The organism is Arcanobacterium hippocoleae (assembly GCF_031456295.1).
Taxonomy (GTDB): Bacteria; Actinomycetota; Actinomycetes; order Actinomycetales; family Actinomycetaceae; genus Arcanobacterium_A; species Arcanobacterium_A hippocoleae.
Window position 1 is genome coordinate 1,208,684 of the sequence record NZ_JAVDUJ010000001.1, and the last position, 24,786, is coordinate 1,233,469.

Sequence of the window (24,786 nt, forward strand, 5' to 3'; positions counted from 1 at the left end):
TAAACCAGCCAACACGATAGAATGTTCTTAAGTGCGCTATATCAAGGCGCATTCCCACTACGAAATACTCAAGGGAAGTGAATATGACTTATAAACTCGTGCTTCTTCGCCACGGACAAAGCGAATGGAATGCAAAGAATCTTTTCACCGGCTGGGTGGATGTACCACTTTCAGAAACTGGGCGCGCCGAAGCCACACACGGCGGCGAGTTAATGAAGGAAGCTGGCGTATTCCCAGATCTGCTTTTCACCTCAATGCTGCGCCGCGCAATCATGACCGCAAATCTTGCACTTGACGCTGCTGACCGGCATTGGATCCCAGTCGAGCGCGATTGGCGTTTAAACGAACGTCACTACGGTGCCCTTCAGGGGAAGAACAAGAAAGAAATTCGCGACGAATACGGTGAAGATCAGTTCATGCAGTGGCGTCGTTCCTACGATGTTCCACCGCCAGCAATCGAAGCTGGCAGCGAATTCTCGCAAGATTCCGATCCACGCTATGCAGGCGAACCAATCCCAGCTACCGAATGCTTGAAAGACGTACTGGAGCGCCTCCTCCCTTACTGGGAAGAAACCATCGTACCGGCAATTAAGACCGGCAAGACGGTAATGATTGCTGCTCATGGTAATTCACTGCGCGCAATTGTCAAGCACCTCGACGAGATTTCCGACGACGATATCGCTGGCGTAAACATCCCAACCGGCGTACCGCTCGTATATGAACTAGATGAAGAAACCCTCAAGCCAGTCAAAAAGGGCGGCACCTATCTCGATCCGGAAGCTGAAGCAAAGATTGCTGCAGTTGCCAATCAAGGTAAGTAAATTAATAAGTCACGATGAGTAATCATCGCAATATCCAGAGTGCTGCTGATAGCTAAAACTATCGGCAGCACTCTGTTTTATCGGCTCTTCGTATTACATACACCCGCAGCTCGAACAAAATGTGCGGAACCTTTTTAGTTGGGTCGATTTTGGCCGGTTCGCCACACTCTACCCAGTTCACACACGCTGCAGCTGCACAGATTAGACCACGCCGCTCGCTGTAAGATATGCAAGCACAGCGCGCACCCGCCGATTTTCTTCTCCCGGAGCAAGTCCCAACTTGAGGAATACGTTCGCCACATGTTTTGAAACAGCAGCTCCGGAAAGATAAAGCTGCTCAGCAATATCAGTATTGGAAAGCCCCTGCGCCATCAACTCCAACACCTCACGTTCACGCGGAGAAAGCTTTCCCAAAGCACCGCTTTTCCCCTGCACCAATCCTGCAGCAATTTCCGGATCAACAACCACCCCGCCAGCAGCCACAATCCCCAGAGATCTGATAAAGTCTCCAACGCGCGCCACGCGGTCTTTCAGCAAATATCCCAGTCCGCCTTGCGCACCATACGGAAAAGATCCAGGAAAACGCGAAAAACTGCTGCTTCCCCCTGCCGAACTTATTCCGTCATGAAAAAGCACACTCGCATATGCCGGAGCAACATATTGTGAAAGAACCATCACTCCCAACTGCGGAAAATCACGACGGATATCCGCTGCAGCCCGCAGTCCGTCATCCCGCATTTCCGGCGGCATTCGCACATCGGTAACCAACACATCAATCTCTTCACCAGCGTTCAGCAGTGCGCCAATCCGCGAGCGCAGCTGCACCGCATCTTGCGCATGTCCAACAACCTCATGTCCCGTCCGCTCAAGAATTCCGCTCAAACCCTCACGAATCAGAGCCGCATCATCTGCAATAAAAAGCTTCACCGTACAATCCCGCTTTCTCCCGGTTCAAGTAACAACGGAATTGATGCCGCCACTGTGGTCGGTCCGCCCTGCGGGGAATCACAGCGTAAATCTCCGCCGAAAGCAGCTAAACGCTCACGCAAACCAGCAAGACCATGCCCAGGCGAGATTTTCGCTCCGCCCGGTCCGTCATCAACCACGGAAACATGCAAAGTTTTATCTGCAGCAAGCAGAATCGTTGCGCGGGCCGAAGGAGCATATTTCGCAACATTAGTAAGAGCTTCACAAACAAAGAAATAAGCAGCCGCAGCTACCCCGTCGGGCATTAACGGCAGCGGATGCGGTGCAACCACCTGCGCCGCCGCCGGACTCGATTCTGCTGCCGCACGTACCGCCACTTCAAGCCCAACATTCGATAACACATGCGGATGAATATTGTTCACAGCAGCCCGCAGGCTCCGCAAACCTTCTTCGCCAGCATCCTGCGCCCGGAACAAAATACGTGAAAGCTCATGCAATTGCGCATTAACCGCATCAACCGCATTAACCGAATCACCAGAAGAATCTGGAACAGTACCGGAATCCGCCAGCACTTTCTCCGTCTTTTCCAGACACATCTGCAAGATTAGCTGCGCCTCCCCCAATGCCATATTCGCCGCTACAATGTACTGCTGTGCTCCGTCGTGCAAATCACGTTCGATACGGCGGCGTTCAATCTCAAAAGCACGCACTATTTCCCTCCGTGAAGCACGAAGTTCACTAATCTGCTCTGCTGTTGTTTTCCGTTGAAAAAGCATATCGCACTCTGTATCTACTACATCTAATATATTTACTGCATCTAACACATCTGCTGCATTGAAACGCGAGGAGATCGGCCCCTTTTGTCTGCAAGTACTTTATCCGCAAGCACCCGCGGCTGCCAATCCAAGTTTATCCGCATCCGTATCTCTTCGGCACTGCAATAAACAGTGCGGATACAAAAGGTAGACCCAGCTCTACCCAAATTCGGGAGACAGCACCAGCATTATCACCAAATCAACACGGTTAAATAGAAGTATGAACGATTCAATACAGGTAAACAGTATTCATAATTCAGATGCAAACTCTGCTGCAGAAAATTCTGCCGTCGGCAATCATGAAACATCTTCCGTGCTCCTGCAAGCTGTTGGTGTGACAAAAAATTTCGGTATGGTGCACGCACTTGCCGGGATTGACTTATCGATTCGTAAAGGGGAACAAGTGGCGATTATGGGGCCGTCCGGCTCTGGAAAATCTACACTTCTCCACACTCTTTCCGGAATTTTAACTCCCAGTTCCGGAAGAGTTTCTTTTAACGGAACCGCCATCAGTTCCCTCCGCGATAGCGCTCGTTCCCGAATCCGGATGCAGCATTTCGGTTTCGTTTTCCAAGACGGACAGCTTGTACCAGAGCTGACAGCGCGCGAAAATGCCGCACTTCCGCTGCTGTTAAACGGCGCAAACAGAAATTCCGCAAACAAAACGGCTGCAGATTGGTTAAACCGCCTCGGAGTGGGCGAGCAAAGCAGAAAACGCCCTGGTGAAATGAGCGGCGGGCAAGCGCAGCGTGTGGCTATTGCCCGCGCTTTAGCATGTTCTCCAGCCGTAGTTTTCGCCGATGAACCGACGGGCGCCCTCGATCAGGCTACCGGTCATGAAGTAATGCAGATTCTCACCACCGCTGCCAAAATGAGCGGCGCCACTCTGATCGTTATTACACACGATATTAAAGTGGCCGCATGGTGCCAGCGCCTAGTGGAGATTCGTGATGGTTTAGTACACACCGACCGCCCAGTGAATGAGGTGACGGCTTAATGAAGACGATTGGTTTTGCTGCTCAGCTCACCGCAGCTCGGCTGCGGATGCACCAAGGCGCCGCCCTGCTTGATTCCTTTGCAGTAATCGCTTTTGCCGCGGCAAGCTTGCTCACACTGACTACTTTTGGCGGCATGTGGATGTTTTGGCAGCGGATGCCGTCTGCCAATCACAGTATCGCCCAGGCACTAGACATCCCGAGCAGCACAATAAGCGGTATCGGGGAAACATATGTACTTTTGTCCTGTATTGCCTTTGGGCTGTTAGTCGTACCGCTTCTTTCACTCGGCATGGATGCAGCCCGCCTTGGCGCACAAGGCCGCGTAAAGCGTTTAGCATCATTGCGCCTGATTGGAATGTCGGCATGGCGAATCCAGAAACTCTCACTCATTGAGACGATGGTGCAATACTTAATCGGTTTCACGATTGGCTTCGCAATATATTTAGCTACACTGCCGGCATGGCATTTAATTTCTTTCCAAGGTAAACATATTGGCACATTTGAGATGCTGCTTCCCTGGTGGGGAATCTTTGCCACTTTATTTTTCTTAGCACTTCTTGCGGCTCTTTCCACCTTTCTTGGTTTAGTGCGCGTATCCATTTCTCCGCTCGGTGTGGCCCGCCGTTTTTCTCCCCGCAGTTTGCGCTGGTGGCGGTTCGGGGTACTGGCTGCCGCATTAGCTTTTGCAATTACTGTGTTTATGAGCATAAACGCCAGATATTTGGCCAATACCAGAGACACTATTCTCGCCATCGCTGCCGCAATGGTTTTGATAATCGTCGGCGTGAGCGTGGCTGGGCCGCTTTTCATTCAGCTCACGGCACGTTTCGGTCTGCTCACAAAACGGGCAGCGAAACTCCTTGCTGCCCGTCGGATAATTGACGACCCGCGTGCCGCATGGCGCAATGTGAGCGCCGTATCGCTAATTGGATTAGTGACTGCACTCGTAGTATCCGGAGGTTTTATTTCACTGGAAGCTTCGAACATCACAGACAACACGATGAAAACAATGGCAGCATTGGCGAAACATGATATAACTATCGGAATTTTAATCGTCTTTGTTTTCACTCTCCTGCTGGGAGCGGTAAGCACATTGATTCAGCAAGCTTCCGATGTATTTGACCGCGCCCCGGAACAGCGGGCACTGATAAATACCGGCGTACCGTTTGGGGTTTTTGCAGCAGCCCGTCTCCGTCAAGTTATCTGGCCGTACACAGTTACTACACTGCTCGGAGTTGCGGTTGGAATCTTGCCGGGTTTCAGTTATCGGCTCATGAAGAACCAGCAAATCGGCAGCGATATGATTATCCTGCTTGTGATGGTCGGGCTGGGCACTGCAATTACCTTTGCCGCCGCCGCACTAACCATCCCAATTGAACGGCAGGTACTCACAGCGCAAAGCCGACGCAACGATTAACCACGGCGCCGACCAGCCGCAACGATACTTATTCCGCGGTAAAACCAAACAATCCCGGCAGCTGGCAGCGGCATATATTCCATTCCGGTGAAACATGCCGCTGCTTTCGCTGCCAACTGCAGCGAAGCGCTAATTACCGACGGATATCTCCGACTGGTATTGAACCAAATTTCCAACACAGACCAAACTCACACTTCTTCACAGAGCGATTCGTGCAAGAATAGAAGTATGGAAAATTTTGCACAAATCACACCCCAAATTGCTCTCGGTCCGCTCGATGGTCGCTATCGGAAAACGACGGAACCTCTCGTGAACTACTTCTCCGAAGCCGCACTCAACCGCGCCCGAATTAAGGTTGAAGTTGAATGGCTGATTTTCCTCTCCCGCAACCAAATTTTGCCTGGTGCCCCGAAATTAACGGACGCAGAAATTACCTATTTACGCGCACTGCCGGAAAACTTTAATGCTGCGGATATCGCGGAACTGGCAGAAATTGAAGCTGAAACCCGCCACGATGTAAAAGCCGTGGAATACTATATTAAACGACGGCTCGATGCTGCACCGGAAGTTCTTGGTACATCCACAGAGCTGCCAAAAATGCATGAAATCGTGCACATCTTCTGCACCTCCGAAGATATCAACAACCTCGCCTACGGCATCACCGTAAAGGAAGCCGTCGCCGAAGTCTGGCTCCCGCAGGCACAGGAGTTCTGCACACAGCTGAACGAACTTGCCCATGCCCAGGCAAAGCAGCCAATGCTTTCCCGCACCCACGGGCAAACCGCCAGCCCAACCACACTCGGGAAAGAAATCGCTGTTTTCGCATGGCGCTTATCCCGCCAAATCAAACGAATTGCGCAAACCGAATATCTCGGCAAGTTCAGCGGCGCTACTGGCACTTTTGGCGCACATCTTGCAGCTTTACCCGATGCAGATTGGCCCGCAATCTCAAAACAGTTCGTAGAGAGTCTTGGACTCACATGGAATCCGCTCACGACACAGATCGAATCACACGATTGGGCAGCCGAGCTTTTCAGCGCCGTCACCCATTTCAATCGGATTGCACACAATCTCGCCACTGATTTTTGGACTTATATCTCACTAGGCTATTTCAAGCAGAACCTTTCCGCGCAAGGCTCCACCGGTTCTTCCACAATGCCGCACAAGGTAAACCCGATTCGTTTCGAGAATGCCGAAGCTAATCTCGAAATTTCCTGCGCCTTGTTTGATACTCTCACCGCCACCCTGGTTACGTCCCGCCTGCAGCGCGATCTCACCGATTCAACCACACAACGCAATATCGGCGTAGCTTTCGGGCACTCACTGCTTGCGCTTGATAATCTCCAACGCGGCGTAGCTGGGCTGGATGCAGACCCGGAACGAATGGCAGAAGATCTTGATCATGCCTGGGAAGTGCTTGGAGAGCCGATTCAGCAGGCAATGCGCGCAGCCGAAATTGCCGGAGTAAAAGGTATGGAGAATCCGTACGAACGCCTGAAAGCGCTAACTCGCGGTCATCGTGTTAATGCTGCAGCAATGCGAAACTTCATTTCTGAGTTAAAGCTTCCCCCGGAACTAGAGGCTCGAATGCTTGCTCTTTCGCCAGCAGATTACACCGGTATTGCAAGCGAACTAGTAAACTACCTCAGCAACTAAAGGCACAGCGATGCATAAAATCATTCCTCTCACAACGGCACTTTCCCCGATTCTGGCTACGGCTTCCGCCACAAACAGTAATGACGGTGGAATCTTTGGGAAAATTGCTGAATTAGCCGTCACCATCATTGAATCTCTCGGCGGGATCGGCATTGCAATCCTCATCGCATTAGAAAATATCTTTCCGCCCATTCCTTCAGAGGCGATTCTCCCACTAGCCGGTTTCACCGCCTCGAAAGGCACTAGCTTCAGCTTATTTGAAGCGATTGCCTGGGCAACGGCTGGATCATTGATCGGCGCATTTGCGCTTTACGGGATTGCGCGGCTTTTTGGCCGGAAACGCACGCGCTGGTTCCTCGGCAAACTGCCTTTTATGGAAACTTCCGATATCGATAAGACTGAAGCTTTCTTTGAAAAACATGAGCGCAGCGCCGTATTTTTTGGGCGGATGCTCCCAATTTTCCGCTCACTGATTTCACTTCCTGCCGGCGTAGTAAAAATGAGTCTCCCACTTTTTACCGTTTTCACTGCGATCGGTTCAGCGATCTGGAATACCGTATTGATCGGAGCCGGATACGCACTAGGTGAAAACTGGAACGAAGTAGCGGTTTATCTCGGCGTATTCTCAAAAATCGTGCTGGGCGTAATACTTATTGCAGCTATCGTCTGGATCGTGAAGAAAATACAGGCAAGAAAGCAGCGGAAAATTAGCACTGATTCCCCAGACGCTGATTTAGGTTAAACCTTTTCAGCCATTGGCTAAGCACTCTCGTTACTTATTTTCCAGGTATTAAAATTGTCAACTACCGGGGCGTTGTAAGAAAGCTACCTGCACCGGCAAAACAATGAAAGGAATCACTCATGGCGCAAAATGCGATCAAACTCAAAGTTTCTGGAATGACATGTGGAAACTGTGCGAAACACGTAACGGAAGAATTAAAAGAAGTCAGCGGCATTGATCGTGTGAGCGTGCTCCTCAATTCGGGTGGAGTATCTACCGTCGATATGTTTATTAGCAAAGATATTTCCGATGCGGCAATTCAGGAAGCAGTAGCCGAAGCTGGAGATTACGCAATCGAAGAAATCACTCGCTATTCAAACTAATTTTAAGCAAAAGCTATTCGCGCGAATCAGTATCGCCACCAGCACGCTGATTCACTCCGCAGCACCTTGCATCATACTTACACCACGCTATTTCTTTTCAATTCCAATTGAGGCATATTTTCCGTGAACGAAACACCAGCGATCGATCCGCTTTTTTCGCGCGCAAATACGCACGAATCAGATTCCTGCCAGTACAGCAATAGCTTGGGCGACGATCCTCAATCTTCATCAATGCCCACGATCGCGGAAGTCGATCTCGCAATTACCGGAATGACGTGTGCTTCCTGCGTGGCACGGGTGGAGAAGAAACTAAATAAACTTGCTGGCATAAATGCCGTCGTCAATCTTGCAACCGAACGTGCACATATCGAAATTACCCAGGCAGCTGCCACTCTGCGTGATGCAGATTTGATTCAGACCGTGGAAAAAGCCGGATACGGCGCAAAGCTCCTCACCCGCACCGATATTGATCCTGACGGCGGCCGAAATTCAGCCAGCGATACGGATATTGCCGCGCTTGAGGCAGACGTAAAAGCAGCCGGAATGAAACGAGTGCGCGATTTGCGCACAAAATTTTGGATCGCACTGTTTCTCAGTACGCCAATCATCATCTTCTCGATGTTTCCGGCTTTGCAATTCACTGGCTGGCAATGGGTCATCGGCGTGCTCTGCCTTCCGCTTGGGGTCTGGTGCGCCTTACCATTCCATCGCGCCGCCTTTCGTGCTGCCCGGCACGGCTCAACCACAATGGACACGCTTGTTTCTTTAGGTGTGGTCGCTGCTCTCGGCTGGTCATATTGGGCATTATTTTTCACGGGAGCCGGAAAACTCGGCTACACGATGCAGATGAGTGGGATCCATCGCCTTGGAGCACACGGCACTGCGGGCGCCGCACCCGGAATCATGGCTCCACACATTTATTTTGAATCAGCAGCAATGATCGTAACGTTTTTACTTCTTGGACGCTGGCTTGAGGCGCGAAGCCGTCGGAATGCGGGGAGTGCGCTGCGCGCGCTGCTGGAGCTTGCCGCGGATACTGCTTTCTTAGTGCGTGATGCGCAGGGAAATCTGGTGGAGCAGAAAATCCCGGCCGCACAGCTTACTGTCGGTGCAATTTTTCGCGTAAATCCAGGTGAAAAAATCGCTACCGACGGTGTAGTGATCGCAGGTACTTCTGCTATCGATGCATCACTTTTAACCGGCGAATCCGTGCCGGTAGAAGTTGCACCTGGCGATAGTGTAACAGGCGCAACGATAAATACCTCAGGTTCGCTACTCGTACGCGCCACTCGCGTAGGCGAGGATACACAGTTGGCGCAAATGGGGCGGCTACTGACTCAAGCACAAACCGGAAAAGCCAATGTACAACGGCTTGCAGACAAGATTTCTTCCATTTTCGTGCCGTGCATAATTTTAATTTCACTACTTACTTTTGCTGCCTGGCTCGCTTTTGGCAGTACTTTTGAAGCAGCTCTCATCCCTGCAATCACCGTATTGGTGGTGGCTTGCCCCTGCGCCCTCGGGCTTGCTACCCCCACGGCATTACTCGTAGGATCAGGCGCGGCGTCCCGCAGCGGAATCCTGATCTCCGGCCCGGAAGTATTAGAGCGTGCTCACGCAATAAATACGATCGTATTAGATAAAACCGGTACTTTGACTACCGGAGAAATGCAAGTGAGCAGTATTCGCTGGCTTTCCACGCAACAAAATTTGCCACGCGATTTAGTGCTGCAAATTGCTGCCAGCTTAGAGGCACACAGCTCACATCCGATTGCACAGGCGATCGTGCGTTATGTAGATCAAACTTTGCCGCCGCCAGCAGCACGCCCAATAATCACGGAAGTTGATTCCGGTTCAGGGCTTGGAGTACATGGATTTTACGAGCCTACTCAGGGCCTTGATTTTCCATCAGAGCGAGCCGAAAAATTGCCTATTGCAATTGGAAATATCGACTGGCTCGCGAAATTCATTGCAACTGATTTTCGCGAAATACGCATCCTTACCGAAGAAATCAACATTAAAGCAGGTGCGACGGCAGTAGTCTGCACCTTCGCAAATGAACCAATTGCAATATTCAGCGTGAAAGATACTCTCCGCCCAGAAACCCCACAACTGCTGGCAGATCTGAAAGCACAAAAGATCGAGCCGATCATGATCAGCGGAGATGCGCCAGAAATTGCTGCAGCCGTCGGTGCTGAACTGAAGATCCAAGCGCAAGGCGGAGTGCGTCCAGAAGGGAAAGTGGCTGTCGTAAAAGCATTACAAGCAGCAGGAAAATCTGTCGGCATGTTTGGTGACGGCGTAAACGACGGGCCAGCATTGGCAGCAGCAGATCTTTCGATTGCCGTCGGCTCTGGGTCTGATGTGGCAAAAGCTGCCGCAGATATTACGGTACTTTCCGGTCTGCCAGCCGTCACCAAAGCGATTCAGATTTCGCGCCGTACACTGCGTATTATCAGGGAAAATCTTGCCTGGGCATTCGGGTATAACTTGCTCGCGATCCCCTTAGCCATATTTGGAGTGATCATTCCAGGTATCGCTGCTGCCGCAATGGCTGCCAGTTCTGTAATCGTGGTGGCAAATTCACTGCGACTCTACCGAGACTGAAAATTATGCAGCCAAACTCGTACACTTATTCTGAAACGGGTTTAGATCCGAAAATAAAAACCAAAAACTATCCAGAAACCGCAGAAAGAAAGCTCACAGATTTTGGCGTGGAAAATCCGCATTTTTCAGTTAAGACACTAATTATCACGGCTGTTGCTATGATTGCAATGATTTTTGCCTTCGTCTCAATAGATTTCGCAAACTTATCTGCAATATTTACAAACGCGAATCCATTATGGATGGCAGCTTCGTTTACTGCTGCCCTTTTCACTTATCTTGGTGGAGCGATCACACTAAATGCTTACGTGCAAGAACCAATAAAGCTTGGAGATTCGGTGCTGATCCAAGCAGCTGCTTCGCTAATTACGATCATTACTCCCGCCGGGATCGGCCCGGCTACCTTAAATTTTCGGTTTCTGCAAAAGCGCGGAATGCCCTCCGCTCCGGCTTTAGCGACGGTCACGCTAGTGCAGCTTGCTCAGTTAACCACGACGTTATTCCTGTTATTGGCATTATCTTTTACTTCCGGAGATTTTTCCGTCCAAAAACTGCCGAGCGGAAATACGCTAACCACGCTGGTGTTCATCGCCGTAATTATTGTTTTGATTAGCGCAATTCCACACTTCCGCCGGTTTATTTGGAAGAAAATTGAACCCACTTATCTGCAGGTTTCCCCACGCCTACTTTGGCTTTTTACCCATCCGAAACGGTTACTTCTCGGATTTTTCGGAACTCTGATCAGCGCAGCTAGTTTTACTGCTTGTTTTACTTTCGCCCTGTTTTCTTTCGGCGATACACTTCCGCTTGAGACGCTTGCATTCACTTATCTGGCAGCAAATATGCTCGGCTCTACGATTCCTACGCCTGGCGGTATCGGCCCAGTGGAAGCCGCACTCACCGGAGGTTTGGTAATCGCCGGAGTACCGTACTCAATCGCTTTTTCGACGGCAATACTCTATCGGCTTTTCACGTTCTGGGGGCGCGCGCCGCTTGGCTGGATTGCACTGCAAATCGCCGGAAAAAAGAATCTCGTATGACTGCCCGCAATCGGGTATCTGCGCGATTTTCATTATTTTTCAGGATAAATACCTAAACGAATACTCTGAAAACTGCTGCTATTTATTTCTAATTCGTGCTCTTTTTTCTAATGCCCGATCTCGGGTTTCAAAGATCGTTTTCGCGACAAAGAACACGGCGCTAAGCAGGCTCATCAGAAAGAGAATTCCCGCTGCGCCTAGGCTTGGTCCGAAATAAGTACTGGAGCGAATTTGGAATGCAATCCCAGTGAGCAGATAAGAAAGACAAGCTGCTCCGGCTGCCATAAATAACGGCACCCCAATCACCAGTGCGATTAATTGAATATGTTTCCTGCGCGGCCAGTCGAAAACTGTGCGTAACTGCAAGATTCCAAATTCAGAAAGTGCTTTTGCCGCATTGAGTGCCATCACGCCGCAAGTTATTAGTGCCGCGATGATTACCCCAAAGAATAAGAGCCATCGCGAATAGTATTCCTGACCCCGTACTCCTCCAAGATATGAATCATTCGGAGTTGATACCGCGTATCCGTGTGCAGTTACCTGAGCTTGAATTCGCGTATGATTTCCCTCCTGATCAATCACATAACACCCAATTAATTGCGCATTATTTGGAACCGCAGTAACAATTTGCTCTGCTGGCACGCCGAGCATAGCTGCCATTTTTTCAAAATTTAGCTGTTTTCCCGGTGCAGAATTAATCCTATGCAAGCCTGCCGCATCCATAACTAAATATGCGGGATTTTGACCCTCAGGCGTAGATTCTAAATATAGCCGCGCAATACCGCCGTATGGCTGTAAGAGATTCGCCAGTTCAGTATCTGCAGAAATTTCTTCACTGCATCTGAAATCAGTTACCGATGACTGCATTTGCTTCGCCGCTGAAGCCAGCATTTCTACAGATGTATCCACTTGCGCAAAGTACACACTCGCAGTTCCGAGGAGCGAAAAAGCGACGAATACAGCGGCAACGAGTTTCTCCAAGGCGCCTGCACATTTATCAGTTTTTGCGGCAGCAGTAATCGTAACCGGATTTGGGCGAATCTGAACAATGATTTTATAGAGATAATTAATGCCAATTATCAGCGCACGCGGAATTAGGATAAAGAATACGATTAACGCTCCAACAAGCGCGACGGCGGCTTCTTCACTGCGTAAATCTGGGCGCAACGCAAGGTAAATCGCTGCAAAGAATGCGATCAATCCTGCCGCGCTTCGCAGCGGTTTCAATTTTGCATAAATTGTTTTAATCAAAGCTGTTATTTTCAGCGTAGATTTTCCACGCGAAATATAGAGTGCCGCACTGCCACTGATAAGCAGGCAAATACCTACGGCACTGCCAATTCCTCCGAATAGCCACGGCATCGCTCGGAAAACATCCACCCGCAGCAAGACTAAATCTACAAATGGCAAATATATTTGCGGAAATATCATCAAAATCAGGAGCATTAACAAGATTACTGCAAGGGATAAGATTAGCGGTAAAAGCGCGAAACAGACGCCATACCAGAAAATACTCTTCCGGCTTGCAGATAGGTCTCTAAGCAGTAAAACCCTGCCGCGAAAGGCTTCTGCTGCAAAAAGTCCGGCAACCATAATTACGATTCCTGGGATTACCGAAAAGAACATAAACTGCCAGAATATGTAAATAAATTCGGGAAGATTCCAGCTTTCACCGCTCGCACTATCGTCATTGCCATAACCAATAGTTTCTCCCCATGTCTCATAATCGGCTATCGGGATGCGTTTCACTGCTGAAATGAAAAAATGTTCTGTTGGCAAAGAAAGAATCTCGTCAGGAAGCACTCCTGCCACTTTCCCCCACGGAGAAATTTCGCCAAGCTGGTACACCTGCGCAAGCGGTGCAGAAACAAAAACTTCTCCTGGATCAGGGTATTTTCTAATCCCTGGATGGGGCGGAGCAGCAGCTGGGTCTGCCACATAAACCATCAGCCCGTACACATCTGCATTTGCCATGCTTCCCAGTCTCGGACGTGTATATAAAGCTCCAGAGTGATCCTGTGCAGATTCTGGCGCAGCTAACACTATCTGCGCGCGCGCAGCTTCCCGCTCATACATTCCCGTTCTCACGCCCTGCATTAGCGAAAGTGCAAGTATCGCAAAGAAAACCAGCAGAAAACCAAAAGAAAGCGCAAACTTTGCTGAAGGAACTTTCCGTGCGCTGGTGAAAAGTGAAGCATAAAATCGCGGCATCTATGAACCTGCTAAACTGAATAAATCTTTAACTATTTTGCTTATGTGAAATTATTTCATCGAGATTTACCACTAATTCACACATATTTGCAATCATTTCATCGTGGGTTACGAGCAATACGCTTTTCGCTTTTGGAGATTTTAAAAGCAGCTGCACAATATTCCGCGCTGTCGGTACATCTAGCGCAGCAGATGGCTCATCGGCGAGAATCAGCTCTGGTTCGGTGATTAAACTGCGACACACAGCCACGCGTCCGCGTTCGCCGCCGGATAAGGTGGGAACTGGCTGCGTTGGATCTACCCCACATTTAAGGAGCATTGTTCGCGCCTGCCGCATTGCTTTATCCATTGGCGTACCGGAAATTGCAGCAGAAATTGCAACATTCGTTTGTGCATCTAACTCGTCAATAAAAGTTGGGATTTGCGGCACGATTCCAAGGTGTTCACGGCGAAAAGCCGAAATTTTTGTGTATGAGCGAAAATCTGCAAGATTATAACCAAGAACCTTTATTTTTCCTGTCTCTGGGCGGAGTCTGCCTTGCAGCAGCTGCAGCAATGTAGATTTTCCCGCGCCAGATTTTCCCATAATCGCAATCGACTGAGCAGAAAAACTTGCGGTGAGCCGATCAAAAATCGGCTCACCTTTCCGATATCCGAAAGTCAAGTTCTGTATTTCAATCATGAACTAATACTTCCACTTACTGCATGTATCTGTAAACCAATCATCCACACAAGCTTTCAGCGCGTTTATCGTAGTTGCATCCGTTTTTGAAACCGTAGTTCCCACACCGCTGCTGTTATACAGCGTATATACGGTTTTAATTCCTGCACGTTTATAAAGCGCATATACACTATTGCCGTCTTCTGAAATATCTTGCACAGATACCGTGCGCCCAAAAGTATAAGCGGCAACCCCGTATTCCGATGCCCTGATTGCAAACGCAGGCAAGGCAGCAAATGAGAGTGCCGCTACAGTAATCACGGCAAGATATTTTGCTAATGACTTCTTCGTCATCACAATCACTTCTTAAATTAATTGTATTACCCGGTAACGCCGTATCTAGCGTTACCTGAATCATACACTGCCGCTAAATCGAAAGAAGCTTTTTCGAAAAATAATCCGCACGCTTTTCGCTACCCCGCGGGCATATTTTTTGGCATGATGGAACTATGAACGAACGCGCAGGCACAAAAGCCACCCCAGCAGATTTAATTGATGTCGATGCTCTCATTTCGGCATACTATGAACTCGAACCAAATCCGGAAGATCCAAATCAGATGGTTGTCTTTGGCACTTCTGGGCATCGCGGATCAGCATTTGATGCCGCATTCAACGAAGCACATATCGTAGCCACCACGCAAGCGATTGTGGAATACCGTGCAGCGCAAGGAATCACCGGCCCGCTCTATATTGGGCGTGATACACATGCGCTTTCCGAACCAGCACAGCGCACTGCGCTTGAAGTACTCGCAGCTAACAATATCGAAGTGCGCATTGACGCACGCGATTCGTATACTCCCACTCCCGCCGTCTCACTCGCAATTTTGACGGCAAACGGTGCAGGCACAGCAAGCGGCGTCCGCACCCAGGGCCCAGGTCTAGCTGACGGTATCGTGATCACCCCGTCACACAATCCTCCGCGCGACGGCGGATTCAAATACAATCCTCCGCACGGCGGTCCAGCCGATTCAGACGCCACGAAAGTAATCGCAGCCCGAGCAAACGAGATTTTGCGCGACGGCTGGCGCAAGGTCAAGCGCGTTTCTTACACGGATGCTTTAGCAGCTGAAAGCACACGCCGTCATGATTATCTTTCAGCGTATGTTACCGATCTTGAGTCGATGATCGATTTTTCCGCAATTCGGGATGCTGGCGTGCGCATCGGCGCAGACCCAATGGGTGGTGCTTCGGCACACTATTGGGGTGAAATTGGTGAACGTTACGGGCTTGATCTCACCGTCGTCAATCCTGAAGTAGATCCGGCTTGGCCATTTATGACCCTCGATTGGGACGGCAAGATCCGCATGGATTGTTCTTCCCCGTACGCGATGGCTTCACTGCTTGCGCGGATGAAACCGGGAGCAGACGGCAAGGCTCCATTCGATATTGCCACCGGTAATGATGCAGATGCTGACCGCCACGGTATCGTCACCCCAGATGCGGGCTTGATGAATCCGAATCATTATTTGGCAGTAGCCATCCAATATTTGTACACGCATCGTCCGAATTGGCGCACAAACGCGGTAGGGAAAACACTCGTTTCTTCCTCGTTAATCGACCGCGTGGTTGCCGGCATGGACAAGCAGCTGATGGAAGTACCAGTTGGTTTCAAATGGTTCGTACCGGGGCTGCTTTCCGGCACTGCCGGTTTCGGAGGTGAAGAATCTGCGGGAGCTTCTTTCTTGCGGAAAGACGGCACTGTGTGGACCACCGATAAAGACGGATTGATTATGGATTTGCTGGCTGCGGAAATTATTGCCGTTACCGGAAAGTCGCCGTCGCAATTACATCGTGAACTAACTGCCCAGTATGGAACTTCAGCATATGCACGAATTGACGCACCCGCCACAAAGGAGCAGAAGGCAAAGCTTGCCGCGCTCTCGCCAGAAGCTGTGACGGCTACCGAACTGGCAGGTGAGGAAATCACTGCACGCCTGGTAAATGCCCCCGGCAACGGTGCAGCAATCGGCGGTTTGAAAGTGACTACCGAAAATGCGTGGTTTGCTGCCCGCCCGTCCGGCACTGAAGATGTTTATAAGATTTATGCAGAATCTTTCAAAGGTGCAGAGCATTTACAGCAGGTACAAGAAGCGGCGAAGGAAGTTGTGGCAACAGCTCTTGATGCTTAGCATCGAAAAACGATTAATCATGAGTGAGACGAAGCAGATTCAGATGTGCCAGGCAGGATCGTCTCGGCGCATCCACTGCTGCTCGCTTTAATATTCGCAGTATTATTAGCCAAATGCCCCGTTAAGCCTGCCGCGCACGTATTGCAGTGGGCTTATTCGGAGAACAGGAAAGCATGTCTTTAGCAAACTTTGCCCGATCACTTGAGGACGGGATCAACCGGCGCGGGATCTTGCGCCGGCGCAAGCAAGGTTGGGTGCCGCAAATTATCCCGTATTCTGGTTACGGATCAACTACCCAGTTGCGGATTCTTGCACGTGCAGTAATGGCCGAGCCTGATCATCTGCGCACGCATCTGAATCTTGATTTTCTGCGGAATACGCGCATTCCAGGAAAAAACACTACGCGTGCCGTCCGCGATTTTGCAGAGTTAGCGATCACCACTGGAGCCGAAGCGCAACGCGGCTGGCGTCAGTTTTTCACTACTCAAGTTGGGTTTTTACCCGTCACGATCGAAGTGAATGGACACACGATCCATACTCGGACCGACCGCAACGGTTACATTGAGCTAAATGTAGAAAATCATGGATTCTCCCCTGGATGGCATGAAGTAAAAATTACGCCGATCCAGGGTGAAGTGGCTTTTGCGCCAGTGATGATCGTGTCTGAAACTGCATGTACTGGGCTGATTTCTGATATCGACGATACGATTTTGGTTACCTGGCTACCGCGAGTCACTCTCGCTGCCTGGAATTCTTTCGTGAAGCCCACAAATTCGCGGCAGGTTGTGCCCGGAATGTCGGATCTTTATCGTGAATTATTAGCGTGCGATCCGGAAGCTCCCGTCTTTTACCTATCTACCGGCGCCTGGAACACTTATTCCACTTTGCTTGCGTTTATCCGCAAATATCGTTTCCCGATCGGGCCGCTTTTGATGACGGATTGGGGGCCGACTCCCACTGGCTTGTTCCGTTCTGGGCAGGAGCATAAGAAGAGCCAGCTGCGAAATTTACTGATTATGTTTCCGCATATCAAATGGTATCTTGTCGGCGATGACGGGCAGCACGATCCGCTAATTTACGATGATCTCACCCGTGACCATCCAAGCCGTGTGAAAATGATTTTGTTGCGCGAACTAAATCCAGTAGAGCAACTGCTTTCACACGGTACACCGGATGCAAGCGAAGGGATCCGCAAAGATTCTGATATTGAACGGCACGGCACGCAAATAGTACGTGGACGCGACGGCTTTGAACTCGCCGCGCAAGCACTGAACTGACCTAGCAGTAAATAATAAATACCGTCAGCGGCGCTCTCTAAAATCCTCGATCGGCTCGACGATAATCTCATCCGCCATTGGAGTTTTTGCGTTTGCCACGCTTTCAGCACTACCAAATGCGGCATCCTTTACGCTCGCTGCAGCGCCTTTCGCATTTGCAATTGCAGCATCCGTGGCACGCTGAAATGTTTGCGAAGCAGTCTCCTTCGCCTTCTTACGTCCTTTTTGCACTGGCGCTGAATTCCACAGCTTTTTTGCTTGCTTTTTGATTTGTTCATAGCGTTCGCGCCCAGCACGCGCACCTAAAACATAGCCTAAACCAAGTACTGTTACCGTCCGTAGAAAAGCCATTTATTTGCTCCTTTGCCGATCTTACCCAACTGATCCATTGCTTTCAGTGTAGACCGAATCTATGAAAAACTCAGCTCATACTTAATTTTTAGTAACGCGCAGCAGCCGTCGCAAACTCATGCGCACGCAATTGCACCACAATTCCCGCATGATCAGAGGCGCCAGCTTTCACAATTTTTGCTTGTGCTCCACGATAGTTATTCCCGCCAGTCAAAACGCGATCAATGGGCGCACTAAGCCACACCGGGAACTTTGCCGGCCACGTACCCAAGCCGCCCATTCTTGCTTCCTTTACCGCATCGCGGCAGCTAATCTCAAGTGCTGCCTGATGGTCTGCCGTTGAGTTAAAATCTCCTGCCAGCACAAAATTTTCTCCACTTTTACATAAACTGTAAGTTTTAGTAATTTCAGCTTTCCAACGCTGCATCAAAGACGGCAGTGGCGCAATTGGATGCACTCCATAAAATCGCGGGAGTTTTGATTGCGTATCTGCCGGAGCCACCCCAACAATTGAAAATGGTGCAGCTACTCCCGTTTTCTCCGTCGGTGCATTTTCTAGATTACCTGCCGACTGATCGGCTGCTTTTTTCCCGCTGATCGCGCTCAGATCAAGTTGCCGGTACTCGCCAAGTTTGCCAGAAACTAAAATCACTGTAGAAGAAAAATCCGGCTCCCATTGACTCGTTTGCGTATCAAACCGCTGGAAATTTACCCCTGCAGCCGCGAGCGCTTGCTGGATTTCTTCGCCTTGCTGCGTGGATGTTTCCGGCAGTACTGCTACGTCAATCGCGTCGTGAAGCATTATTTTTACAATATCGGAAGTGGTTGTTGCACCGCCTTTAGTGTTATAGGTAAGCACGTTTAGATGCGGAGTTTCAGATTTTGCGTCGCCTTCAATTTGTGCAAGATTATCGTAGAAATATAATCCGCGTGAGATCACTGTCATTCCGTGTGCCGCACCGGAGGTGAGTAGGCAAATTGCCGCTATTGATGCGATTATGCGGCGAAGCTTATTGCGTGAGAGAAATGCTGGTAGCAGATAGCAGATCCCAATTCCGAGGAAGAACACCGTCAGAATTGAACGGAATGAAATGAGCTGTGCGAGCGGTAAGGAAAGTAAGAGCTCGAACACCCCGAAAATACCGGGAATCACGGTGAAGATCGCAAAAGCACAAAGCGCTACTGCAATAGCGGCAAGAAACAGTGTCATGTGCTTTATCTTAGCCGGGAAGTGACGCAATATTATGCTTCTGCAATGAAAAATGAGAGCTGCTTAATTCATGTGTTTCACACAGTGAAAGATTATGCCTACTCCTTCCACAGTTTTGCGCTGCGCTGCTGCTTCTATTTCCGAAACGATACAGACTGAACTTTGCCAAAGAATTATTTCAAAGGAGAACAACGTGATTTTGATCAGCAGACGAATAATTGCCGGATGCATCGCTTTTTTCTGCGCATGTTTCGGCTTGCTACCACACGCAATAGCTGACGAAACCGGCTATAAAGTGTACCGGCAAAGCGAAGATAAACAGCTCGGATATTTGATTGAACCGATTCCTGGAAACAAATTTTCGACATATCTTGGACGGCACCCCGACCTGAACAATTCAGAGGGCATCCCGACCTGGTGTGTAAATGTAACGCAAGCTGACCCGAAGGCTGAAGATGTGCTTTCCGTCGCCACACTCACTAAACCAACCGTCACTGCTCCCGCAGGACTGCAAGTAACTACTGCTCAAATGGCTTATCTGATGGAAAAATATCAGCATTCAACAGACCCTAATGTGCTTGCCGGAGTTTCTTATCTTGCGCATCTTAACTTTGAAGATGAACCTGCTCCCGGTGCCGTACGCGCGCTCTACCCGAATACTACGGCACAGGAAAATATCCAGCATCTGCGTGCAGCTGTCTTAAAATATGCAAGTTTCATCGAAGCACAAGCACGAATTTATGTTGCAGAAGCAATTGCTGCCGCTCCTGTCGGATATCAAAAAGGAACTATCGCCGGTGCAGGAAAACGCCACGGACTAATTCACTCGCTTGGCGTAACGAATCATGCGGGAATGTATTTGCCAGGAAAGTCGATCACCGTTACCCTCACCGGACCTGCAATCTTTCCAGAAACTGGTACGAATACGTGGAATGGTACCACCGCAGCTGAACCGATTTCCTTGGCATGGAAAGCTACTGGAAATGGAACTGTGAGCGTAAGTTCACGGATCGCAAGCGGACGGACTACGCTTACTTTGCTTGAGACTAATGGCAAATCGCAAAATACGATTACAATCGGGAATCGTCCGAAAATCGATTTAACTGAGATTACCACTCCTGGCCCAACTTGGAAAGTAATTTACGATTTCCAGCCAATCGGCACCTCGCAGGTACAAAAAATCACTGATGACGGCACTTTCACGGACACGTTCCAGGCTGCTGCAGACCCGAATTATGCGGATGGAAATTGGCTTTCGCTCGATCGTGAATCTGCAAAAGATTATGGCGTCGAGCCAGGATATGTGCCTGTGCAATACCGCGCTACCGCATATTTCATTGGGGCTATTCCTGCCGCGCAATCTTCCAAAATACCGTCTGACGCAAAGAAAATCGGCAGCGTAGTGGTAAAAGCTGATGGTCCAAAAGAAATTCAAGCAAAGTTTCAAGCTGCTGAGCCAGGATTTGTGACGGTTGTTTGGAGTGTCGAAAAATCAGCTCAGGGAAAGCTTGCTGAACTGATACACGCTGATTGGGCAGACGGTTTTGGAATCCCGGCAGAAACTATTTCTCACCGTCATGAAATTGCTATCGACACTGCCTTGAGCATTCGTAATACAAAATCTGGCACATATCTTGTAGATGATGTTTTCATTACCGGGTTCCCCCGCGATCATGGAATATTTGCCGGCAATCAACGTTTCCAGAAAGATTTGCCCCATATTGAGCAGCGTCTATATTTCTTCCCGGAAGGGATGGCAGTACTTGATGAGAATATCGGAAAAGCCGCACAAATCGGCAGTGTGATAAACATTCCGGCAAATAATGGTTTCTTCCCAAGTATTGGTGCCACAGATTTTCGTGCCAAACAAAGCGCGGATGGAATATTAACGCCAGGCACTTACGTATTCGTTACATCCTTTCCAGGAGATGACCGCGTTAAACCATACACCAGTTCAGTAACGGATAAAACCGAACAATTTACCGTTTCACATCAACCAGATTTACATACCACACTTACTTATGAAGGGAAGAAAACGGCACCCGCATCAGGAATCGTAGAATTAGTCGATAATATTTGCTACACCAATTTGCAAGCAGGTAAAGAGTATGAAATTCGCGGTCAGCTCATGGAATTACCGTCAGGAAAACCATTACTTAGTGCTGACGAAAAACAAATCACTGCACACAAAAAATTCACACCCAAAACTGCAAATGGATGCAGTGAAGTAAGATTCAAGGTTGATGCTGCCCGATTTGCCGGTATCCGCACTGTGGCATTTGAAAAACTCTTTGCTGATGGAAAAGAAATCGCTGTGCACACAGATCTTACAGATAAAAATCAGACAATCGAATTTGCACCAAAACCGGAGGAACCTAAACCAGAACCAGAACCGGATCCAGAACCAGAACCAGAACCGAAGGATCCAGGAGATCAACCAAAACTGGCAGCTACTGGAGCAGGAAATATTATCTTCCCCGCATTATTTGCTGCAATCACTATCGGCAGTGGTGGCGCACTTCTATGGATTCGCCGGAATCGGAAAGAATAACGTTTTCGCTTTCCGAATCACCAAAATGATCAGCAAAAGTAAATAGTTAGCAGCTATTTTCGGAACGCCGGTGAACTGAAGCTTGAAAGATTTACCTGAAAGCTACAATTACAGGTGAATCATTCGTAAATCTTCAGTTCGCCGGTATGTAAATCAATAATATTTTGGTTTGTTGAACCCCGATACGGAAGATTTCGCACGAATAATGATTGGATAAACGGTCCATCCACAAGCACATCACACAGTTCAAGAAGTTCTGTTTTATCTGGCTCTTGCTGTAGCTGGGCAAGAGTATAGCCAGACCAAATCCAGATGTTCTTCGTCATGCCGAAACGTTCCCGCACCTGCCGCACCAACGGCAACAAAATATTTGTATTCAAGAACGGTTCTCCACCAAGCAGCGATAGTCCTGCCACATACGGCTGGGCAAGATCCTGCAAAATCTGTTCTTCAAGCTCAGCAGTATACGGTTTTCCGTAACGAAAACTTTGGGCAGCTTTGTTGTAACATCCAGGGCAGCGAAATGGGCAGCCAGAAACATACAATGAGCAGCGCACACCTTCACCATCTACAAAATTAAACGGCTTATAGTCTGCAATATACCCAGCAGAAAGTGCGCCCGCCTGCCATTCACCAGGTGCAGGCTGACGCACTCCAGATTCATCTAAATTTGCCATTTCAGCATTTTCACGATTTTGTGTATTGGTTATTCAGCTGCATCCAGATGCTTCACACGGCGTGAAATTTCTACATGCCGCCCATGCACCATCGGGCGTTTTTGCGGATTACCCAAATACCCACAAGTACGCTTCACCACATCGCAAGTTGCCGGATCCTCATTACCGCAATCGGGGCAGATAAACCCTTCTGCCGTCGGCTCAAATTCGCCATCAAAACCACACTTATAACAGTGATCGATTGGCGTATTCGTACCCAGATAAGCCACTTTATCGTACGCATAATCCCATACTGCTTCGAGTGCCGCCTGATTATGCGTCAATTTTGGATATTCACAATAATGAATAAACCCGCCCTTCGTGTATTGCGCATACGGAGCCTCAAAATCAATCTTTTCAAAAGGAGTAATCTTTTTCCGCACATCATAATGGAAAGAATTTGTATAGTAATCCTTATCCGTAACATCCGGAATCAAACCAAATTTCGCTTGATCAAGACGGCAGAAACGGTCAGTTAATGATTCACTTGGAGTGGAATAAATCGAGAACCAATACGGATATTCTGCTTTCCACGCTTCGGCATATTCGTTGAGTTTACGTAAAATATCGAGCGTGAATTCCTTTGCTTCCGGATCCGTCTCCCAATCTGGACCATAAAAACTGGTCGCAGCTTCATAGAGCCCAAGGTACCCAATCGAAACTGTCGAACGATGCTGACGGAAGAACTGCAGCACATCGGTTTCACCTTCCGCTGCACGGATCCCAAATGCTCCATGCTTATAAAGGATCGGCGCATTTTCCGGGGTCGCATCTTCGCACCTCTGAGCACGGAAGAGCAAGGCTTCCTTCACGATCTCCATGCGTTCAGCAAAAATCTTCCAAAACTTTTCTTTCTCCCCATGCGCTTCGATTGCGATCCGCGGAATATTTAACGTAACTACACCAAGATTATTCCGCCCCGCATTTACCGCTTCACCAGTTTGTGGATCAACCCATTTTGGCAGGAACGAACGGCAACCCATCGGCGCTTTATAATCCCCTTCAAGCTCTACAATCCGTCGGTACGAAAGCACATCTGGGTACATCCGCTTTGTTGAGCATTCAAGCGCAAGCTGTTTAAGATCATAGTTTGGATCTTCCGGACGCAAATTCACACCATCGCGCAAACCAAATACAAGTTTCGGGAAAATTGCTGTGTGCCGATCCTTCCCGATCCCGCGAATCCGTACACGTAAAATTGCAGACTGGATTTCCCGTTCAAATTCCGAAGTACCAAGACCAAAGCCGAGAGTTACAAACGGAGTCTGCCCATTCGAGGAATACAAGGTATTGATTTCATATTCGAGCGATTGCATCGCATCGTAAATATCTTTCCGTGTCTTTTCCCAGCAGTACTCTTCCTGCAGTTCAGGCGCCACCCATTTTTCTGCATCCCGCAGATGCTTGCGGAAATTCAGCTCAGCATACGGCGCGAGCACTTCGTCTGTGCGATCTACCGAGCAGCCACCGTACTGTGAAGAAGCCACATTCGCGATAATTTGGGCAATCTGCGCCGTGGCAGTATTAATCGACTTCGGCGATTCAACACGCGCATTTCCGATTTGGAATCCGTCTTTCAGCATTCCTGCAACATCAATCAGGCAGCAGTTCGTCATTGCTTGAAACGGACTATAGTCTAGATCGTGGAAGTGAATCTCGCCTTTGATATGCGCATTCGCTACAGAACGCGGCAACATTGAACGCAATGCATAAGCCTTCGCCACAGAACCGGCAGTAAGATCACGTTGCGTATTGAATACTTTGGAATCCTTATTCGCATTTTCGTTTACCACAGTTTTATCACGCTGCAGCAGACGACCCACAGAATAGGTAACATCCGTAGCTTGCTCACGCATCAAATCACGCTCATGGCGATACTCAATATATGCACGTGCCACATTCGGATATTTTGTAGCCATCAAATAGTTCTCGATCTCCGTCTCGATCTCCGGGATTGAAAGATCGCGAGCAGGAAGCTTTTCAATGACGGCATGCACTGCCTGCATCACAAATGGATGATCTTCGATGCCGTTCGCGTTCAGCGCAAGATAAATTGCACGGTAGATTTTCGAGGCGTCAAAATGAACTTTTCGCCCGTCACGCTTCTCTACGCAAATATCCTGAGAAACAATATTATCCAACAACATCTTGTGGCTCCTTAGTTTTGAAACAACTAGATATAGAGTTTAGAGCTTCCTTAAGCATTATTTCCAATCGACACACGCAAAGATTTCACAG

Annotated in this window: 21 protein-coding genes; 11 read left to right on the top strand and 10 right to left on the bottom strand. The window is 49.1% G+C overall.

Annotation, left to right across the window (positions count from 1 at the left end; translation table 11 throughout):
* Positions 1 to 83: 83 nt before the first annotated feature.
* Complete coding sequence (locus J2S36_RS05140; RefSeq protein WP_309956202.1) at positions 84 to 821, top strand: phosphoglyceromutase; 738 nt, start codon at positions 84 to 86, stop codon at positions 819 to 821.
* Between the two features lie 201 nt (positions 822 to 1,022).
* Here the strand turns inward: J2S36_RS05140 and J2S36_RS05145 are convergent, their stop codons facing one another.
* Both J2S36_RS05145 and J2S36_RS05150 read right to left on the bottom strand, forming a co-directional pair.
* Positions 1,023 to 1,748 (bottom strand): LuxR C-terminal-related transcriptional regulator, encoded by a 726-nt coding sequence (locus J2S36_RS05145; RefSeq protein WP_309956204.1) that lies wholly within the window; start codon positions 1,746 to 1,748, stop codon positions 1,023 to 1,025.
* Entirely contained in the window at positions 1,745 to 2,524 is a 780-nt protein-coding gene (locus J2S36_RS05150) for a sensor histidine kinase (protein ID WP_309956206.1), read from the bottom strand. The genes J2S36_RS05145 and J2S36_RS05150 overlap by 4 nt, the downstream gene beginning before the upstream one ends.
* Before the next feature lie 391 nt (positions 2,525 to 2,915).
* On the opposite strand from J2S36_RS05150, the gene J2S36_RS05155 reads away from it, so the two are divergent.
* A complete protein-coding gene (locus J2S36_RS05155) occupies positions 2,916 to 3,560 on the top strand; it encodes an ABC transporter ATP-binding protein (protein WP_309957495.1) in 645 nt (214 codons plus the stop codon).
* Complete coding sequence (locus J2S36_RS05160) at positions 3,560 to 4,978, top strand: FtsX-like permease family protein (protein WP_309956207.1); 1,419 nt, start codon at positions 3,560 to 3,562, stop codon at positions 4,976 to 4,978. The genes J2S36_RS05155 and J2S36_RS05160 overlap by 1 nt, the downstream gene beginning before the upstream one ends.
* Here J2S36_RS05160 and J2S36_RS05165 read toward each other — a convergent pair.
* Positions 4,975 to 5,157, bottom strand: a complete 183-nt coding sequence (locus J2S36_RS05165) for a hypothetical protein (protein WP_309956209.1) — start codon at positions 5,155 to 5,157, stop codon at positions 4,975 to 4,977. The genes J2S36_RS05160 and J2S36_RS05165 overlap by 4 nt on opposite strands.
* 49 nt (positions 5,158 to 5,206) lie before the next feature.
* Here J2S36_RS05165 and purB point away from each other — a divergent pair, with 49 nt between their 5' ends.
* The 5 genes from purB to J2S36_RS05190 all read left to right on the top strand — a co-directional run bounded on the left by purB (position 5,207) and on the right by J2S36_RS05190 (position 11,382).
* Positions 5,207 to 6,634: an adenylosuccinate lyase gene (gene purB / locus J2S36_RS05170; protein WP_309956211.1), complete on the top strand. Its 1,428-nt coding sequence runs from the start codon at positions 5,207 to 5,209 to the stop codon at positions 6,632 to 6,634.
* 10 nt (positions 6,635 to 6,644) lie between these two features.
* Positions 6,645 to 7,376: a DedA family protein gene (locus tag J2S36_RS05175; RefSeq protein ID WP_309956213.1), complete on the top strand. Its 732-nt coding sequence runs from the start codon at positions 6,645 to 6,647 to the stop codon at positions 7,374 to 7,376.
* 119 nt (positions 7,377 to 7,495) lie between these two features.
* Entirely contained in the window at positions 7,496 to 7,738 is a 243-nt protein-coding gene (locus J2S36_RS05180) for a heavy-metal-associated domain-containing protein (protein WP_309956215.1), read from the top strand.
* Between the two features lie 123 nt (positions 7,739 to 7,861).
* On the top strand, positions 7,862 to 10,345 hold the full coding sequence (locus tag J2S36_RS05185) for a heavy metal translocating P-type ATPase (RefSeq protein ID WP_309956217.1): 2,484 nt from the start codon (positions 7,862 to 7,864) through the stop codon (positions 10,343 to 10,345).
* A gap of 5 nt (positions 10,346 to 10,350) precedes the next feature.
* A complete protein-coding gene (locus tag J2S36_RS05190; RefSeq protein ID WP_309956219.1) occupies positions 10,351 to 11,382 on the top strand; it encodes a lysylphosphatidylglycerol synthase transmembrane domain-containing protein in 1,032 nt (343 codons plus the stop codon).
* A 78-nt stretch (positions 11,383 to 11,460) separates the two neighbouring features.
* Here J2S36_RS05190 and J2S36_RS05195 read toward each other — a convergent pair whose 3' ends face one another.
* The 3 genes from J2S36_RS05195 to J2S36_RS05205 are packed head-to-tail and all read right to left on the bottom strand — an operon-like array spanning position 11,461 to position 14,608.
* Complete coding sequence (locus J2S36_RS05195; RefSeq protein WP_309956221.1) at positions 11,461 to 13,593, bottom strand: hypothetical protein; 2,133 nt, start codon at positions 13,591 to 13,593, stop codon at positions 11,461 to 11,463.
* 28 nt (positions 13,594 to 13,621) lie between these two features.
* Positions 13,622 to 14,275, bottom strand: a complete 654-nt coding sequence (locus J2S36_RS05200; protein WP_309956223.1) for an ATP-binding cassette domain-containing protein — start codon at positions 14,273 to 14,275, stop codon at positions 13,622 to 13,624.
* A gap of 3 nt (positions 14,276 to 14,278) precedes the next feature.
* Positions 14,279 to 14,608 carry a hypothetical protein gene (locus tag J2S36_RS05205; protein WP_309956225.1) on the bottom strand — a complete coding sequence of 110 codons (330 nt, stop codon included), beginning with the start codon at positions 14,606 to 14,608 and terminating at the stop codon, positions 14,279 to 14,281.
* A gap of 155 nt (positions 14,609 to 14,763) precedes the next feature.
* Between J2S36_RS05205 and pgm the strand changes: the two genes are divergently transcribed.
* Together pgm and J2S36_RS05215 are read left to right on the top strand one after the other, a co-directional pair.
* A complete protein-coding gene (gene pgm, locus J2S36_RS05210) occupies positions 14,764 to 16,443 on the top strand; it encodes a phosphoglucomutase (alpha-D-glucose-1,6-bisphosphate-dependent) (protein ID WP_309956226.1) in 1,680 nt (559 codons plus the stop codon).
* Positions 16,444 to 16,616: 173 nt separating this feature from the next.
* Positions 16,617 to 17,720, top strand: a complete 1,104-nt coding sequence (locus tag J2S36_RS05215; protein WP_309956228.1) for an App1 family protein phosphatidate phosphatase — start codon at positions 16,617 to 16,619, stop codon at positions 17,718 to 17,720.
* A gap of 24 nt (positions 17,721 to 17,744) precedes the next feature.
* Here the strand turns inward: J2S36_RS05215 and J2S36_RS05220 are convergent, their stop codons facing one another.
* Both J2S36_RS05220 and J2S36_RS05225 read right to left on the bottom strand, forming a co-directional pair.
* Complete coding sequence (locus J2S36_RS05220) at positions 17,745 to 18,071, bottom strand: hypothetical protein (protein ID WP_309956230.1); 327 nt, start codon at positions 18,069 to 18,071, stop codon at positions 17,745 to 17,747.
* An 88-nt stretch (positions 18,072 to 18,159) separates the two neighbouring features.
* Positions 18,160 to 19,281, bottom strand: coding sequence for an endonuclease/exonuclease/phosphatase family protein (locus J2S36_RS05225; RefSeq protein ID WP_309956232.1), 1,122 nt, complete (start codon positions 19,279 to 19,281; stop codon positions 18,160 to 18,162).
* A gap of 193 nt (positions 19,282 to 19,474) precedes the next feature.
* On the opposite strand from J2S36_RS05225, the gene J2S36_RS05230 reads away from it, so the two are divergent.
* The gene (locus J2S36_RS05230; protein WP_309956235.1) at positions 19,475 to 21,832 is read left to right on the top strand and encodes a VaFE repeat-containing surface-anchored protein; all 2,358 of its coding nucleotides are present in this window, start codon (positions 19,475 to 19,477) and stop codon (positions 21,830 to 21,832) included.
* Between the two features lie 119 nt (positions 21,833 to 21,951).
* Here J2S36_RS05230 and nrdG read toward each other — a convergent pair whose 3' ends face one another.
* Both nrdG and nrdD read right to left on the bottom strand, forming a co-directional pair.
* Positions 21,952 to 22,509: an anaerobic ribonucleoside-triphosphate reductase activating protein gene (nrdG, locus tag J2S36_RS05235; protein ID WP_309956237.1), complete on the bottom strand. Its 558-nt coding sequence runs from the start codon at positions 22,507 to 22,509 to the stop codon at positions 21,952 to 21,954.
* Positions 22,510 to 22,538: 29 nt separating this feature from the next.
* Positions 22,539 to 24,695 (bottom strand): anaerobic ribonucleoside-triphosphate reductase, encoded by a 2,157-nt coding sequence (gene nrdD / locus J2S36_RS05240; protein ID WP_309956239.1) that lies wholly within the window; start codon positions 24,693 to 24,695, stop codon positions 22,539 to 22,541.
* Between the last annotated feature and the right edge of the window lie 91 nt (positions 24,696 to 24,786).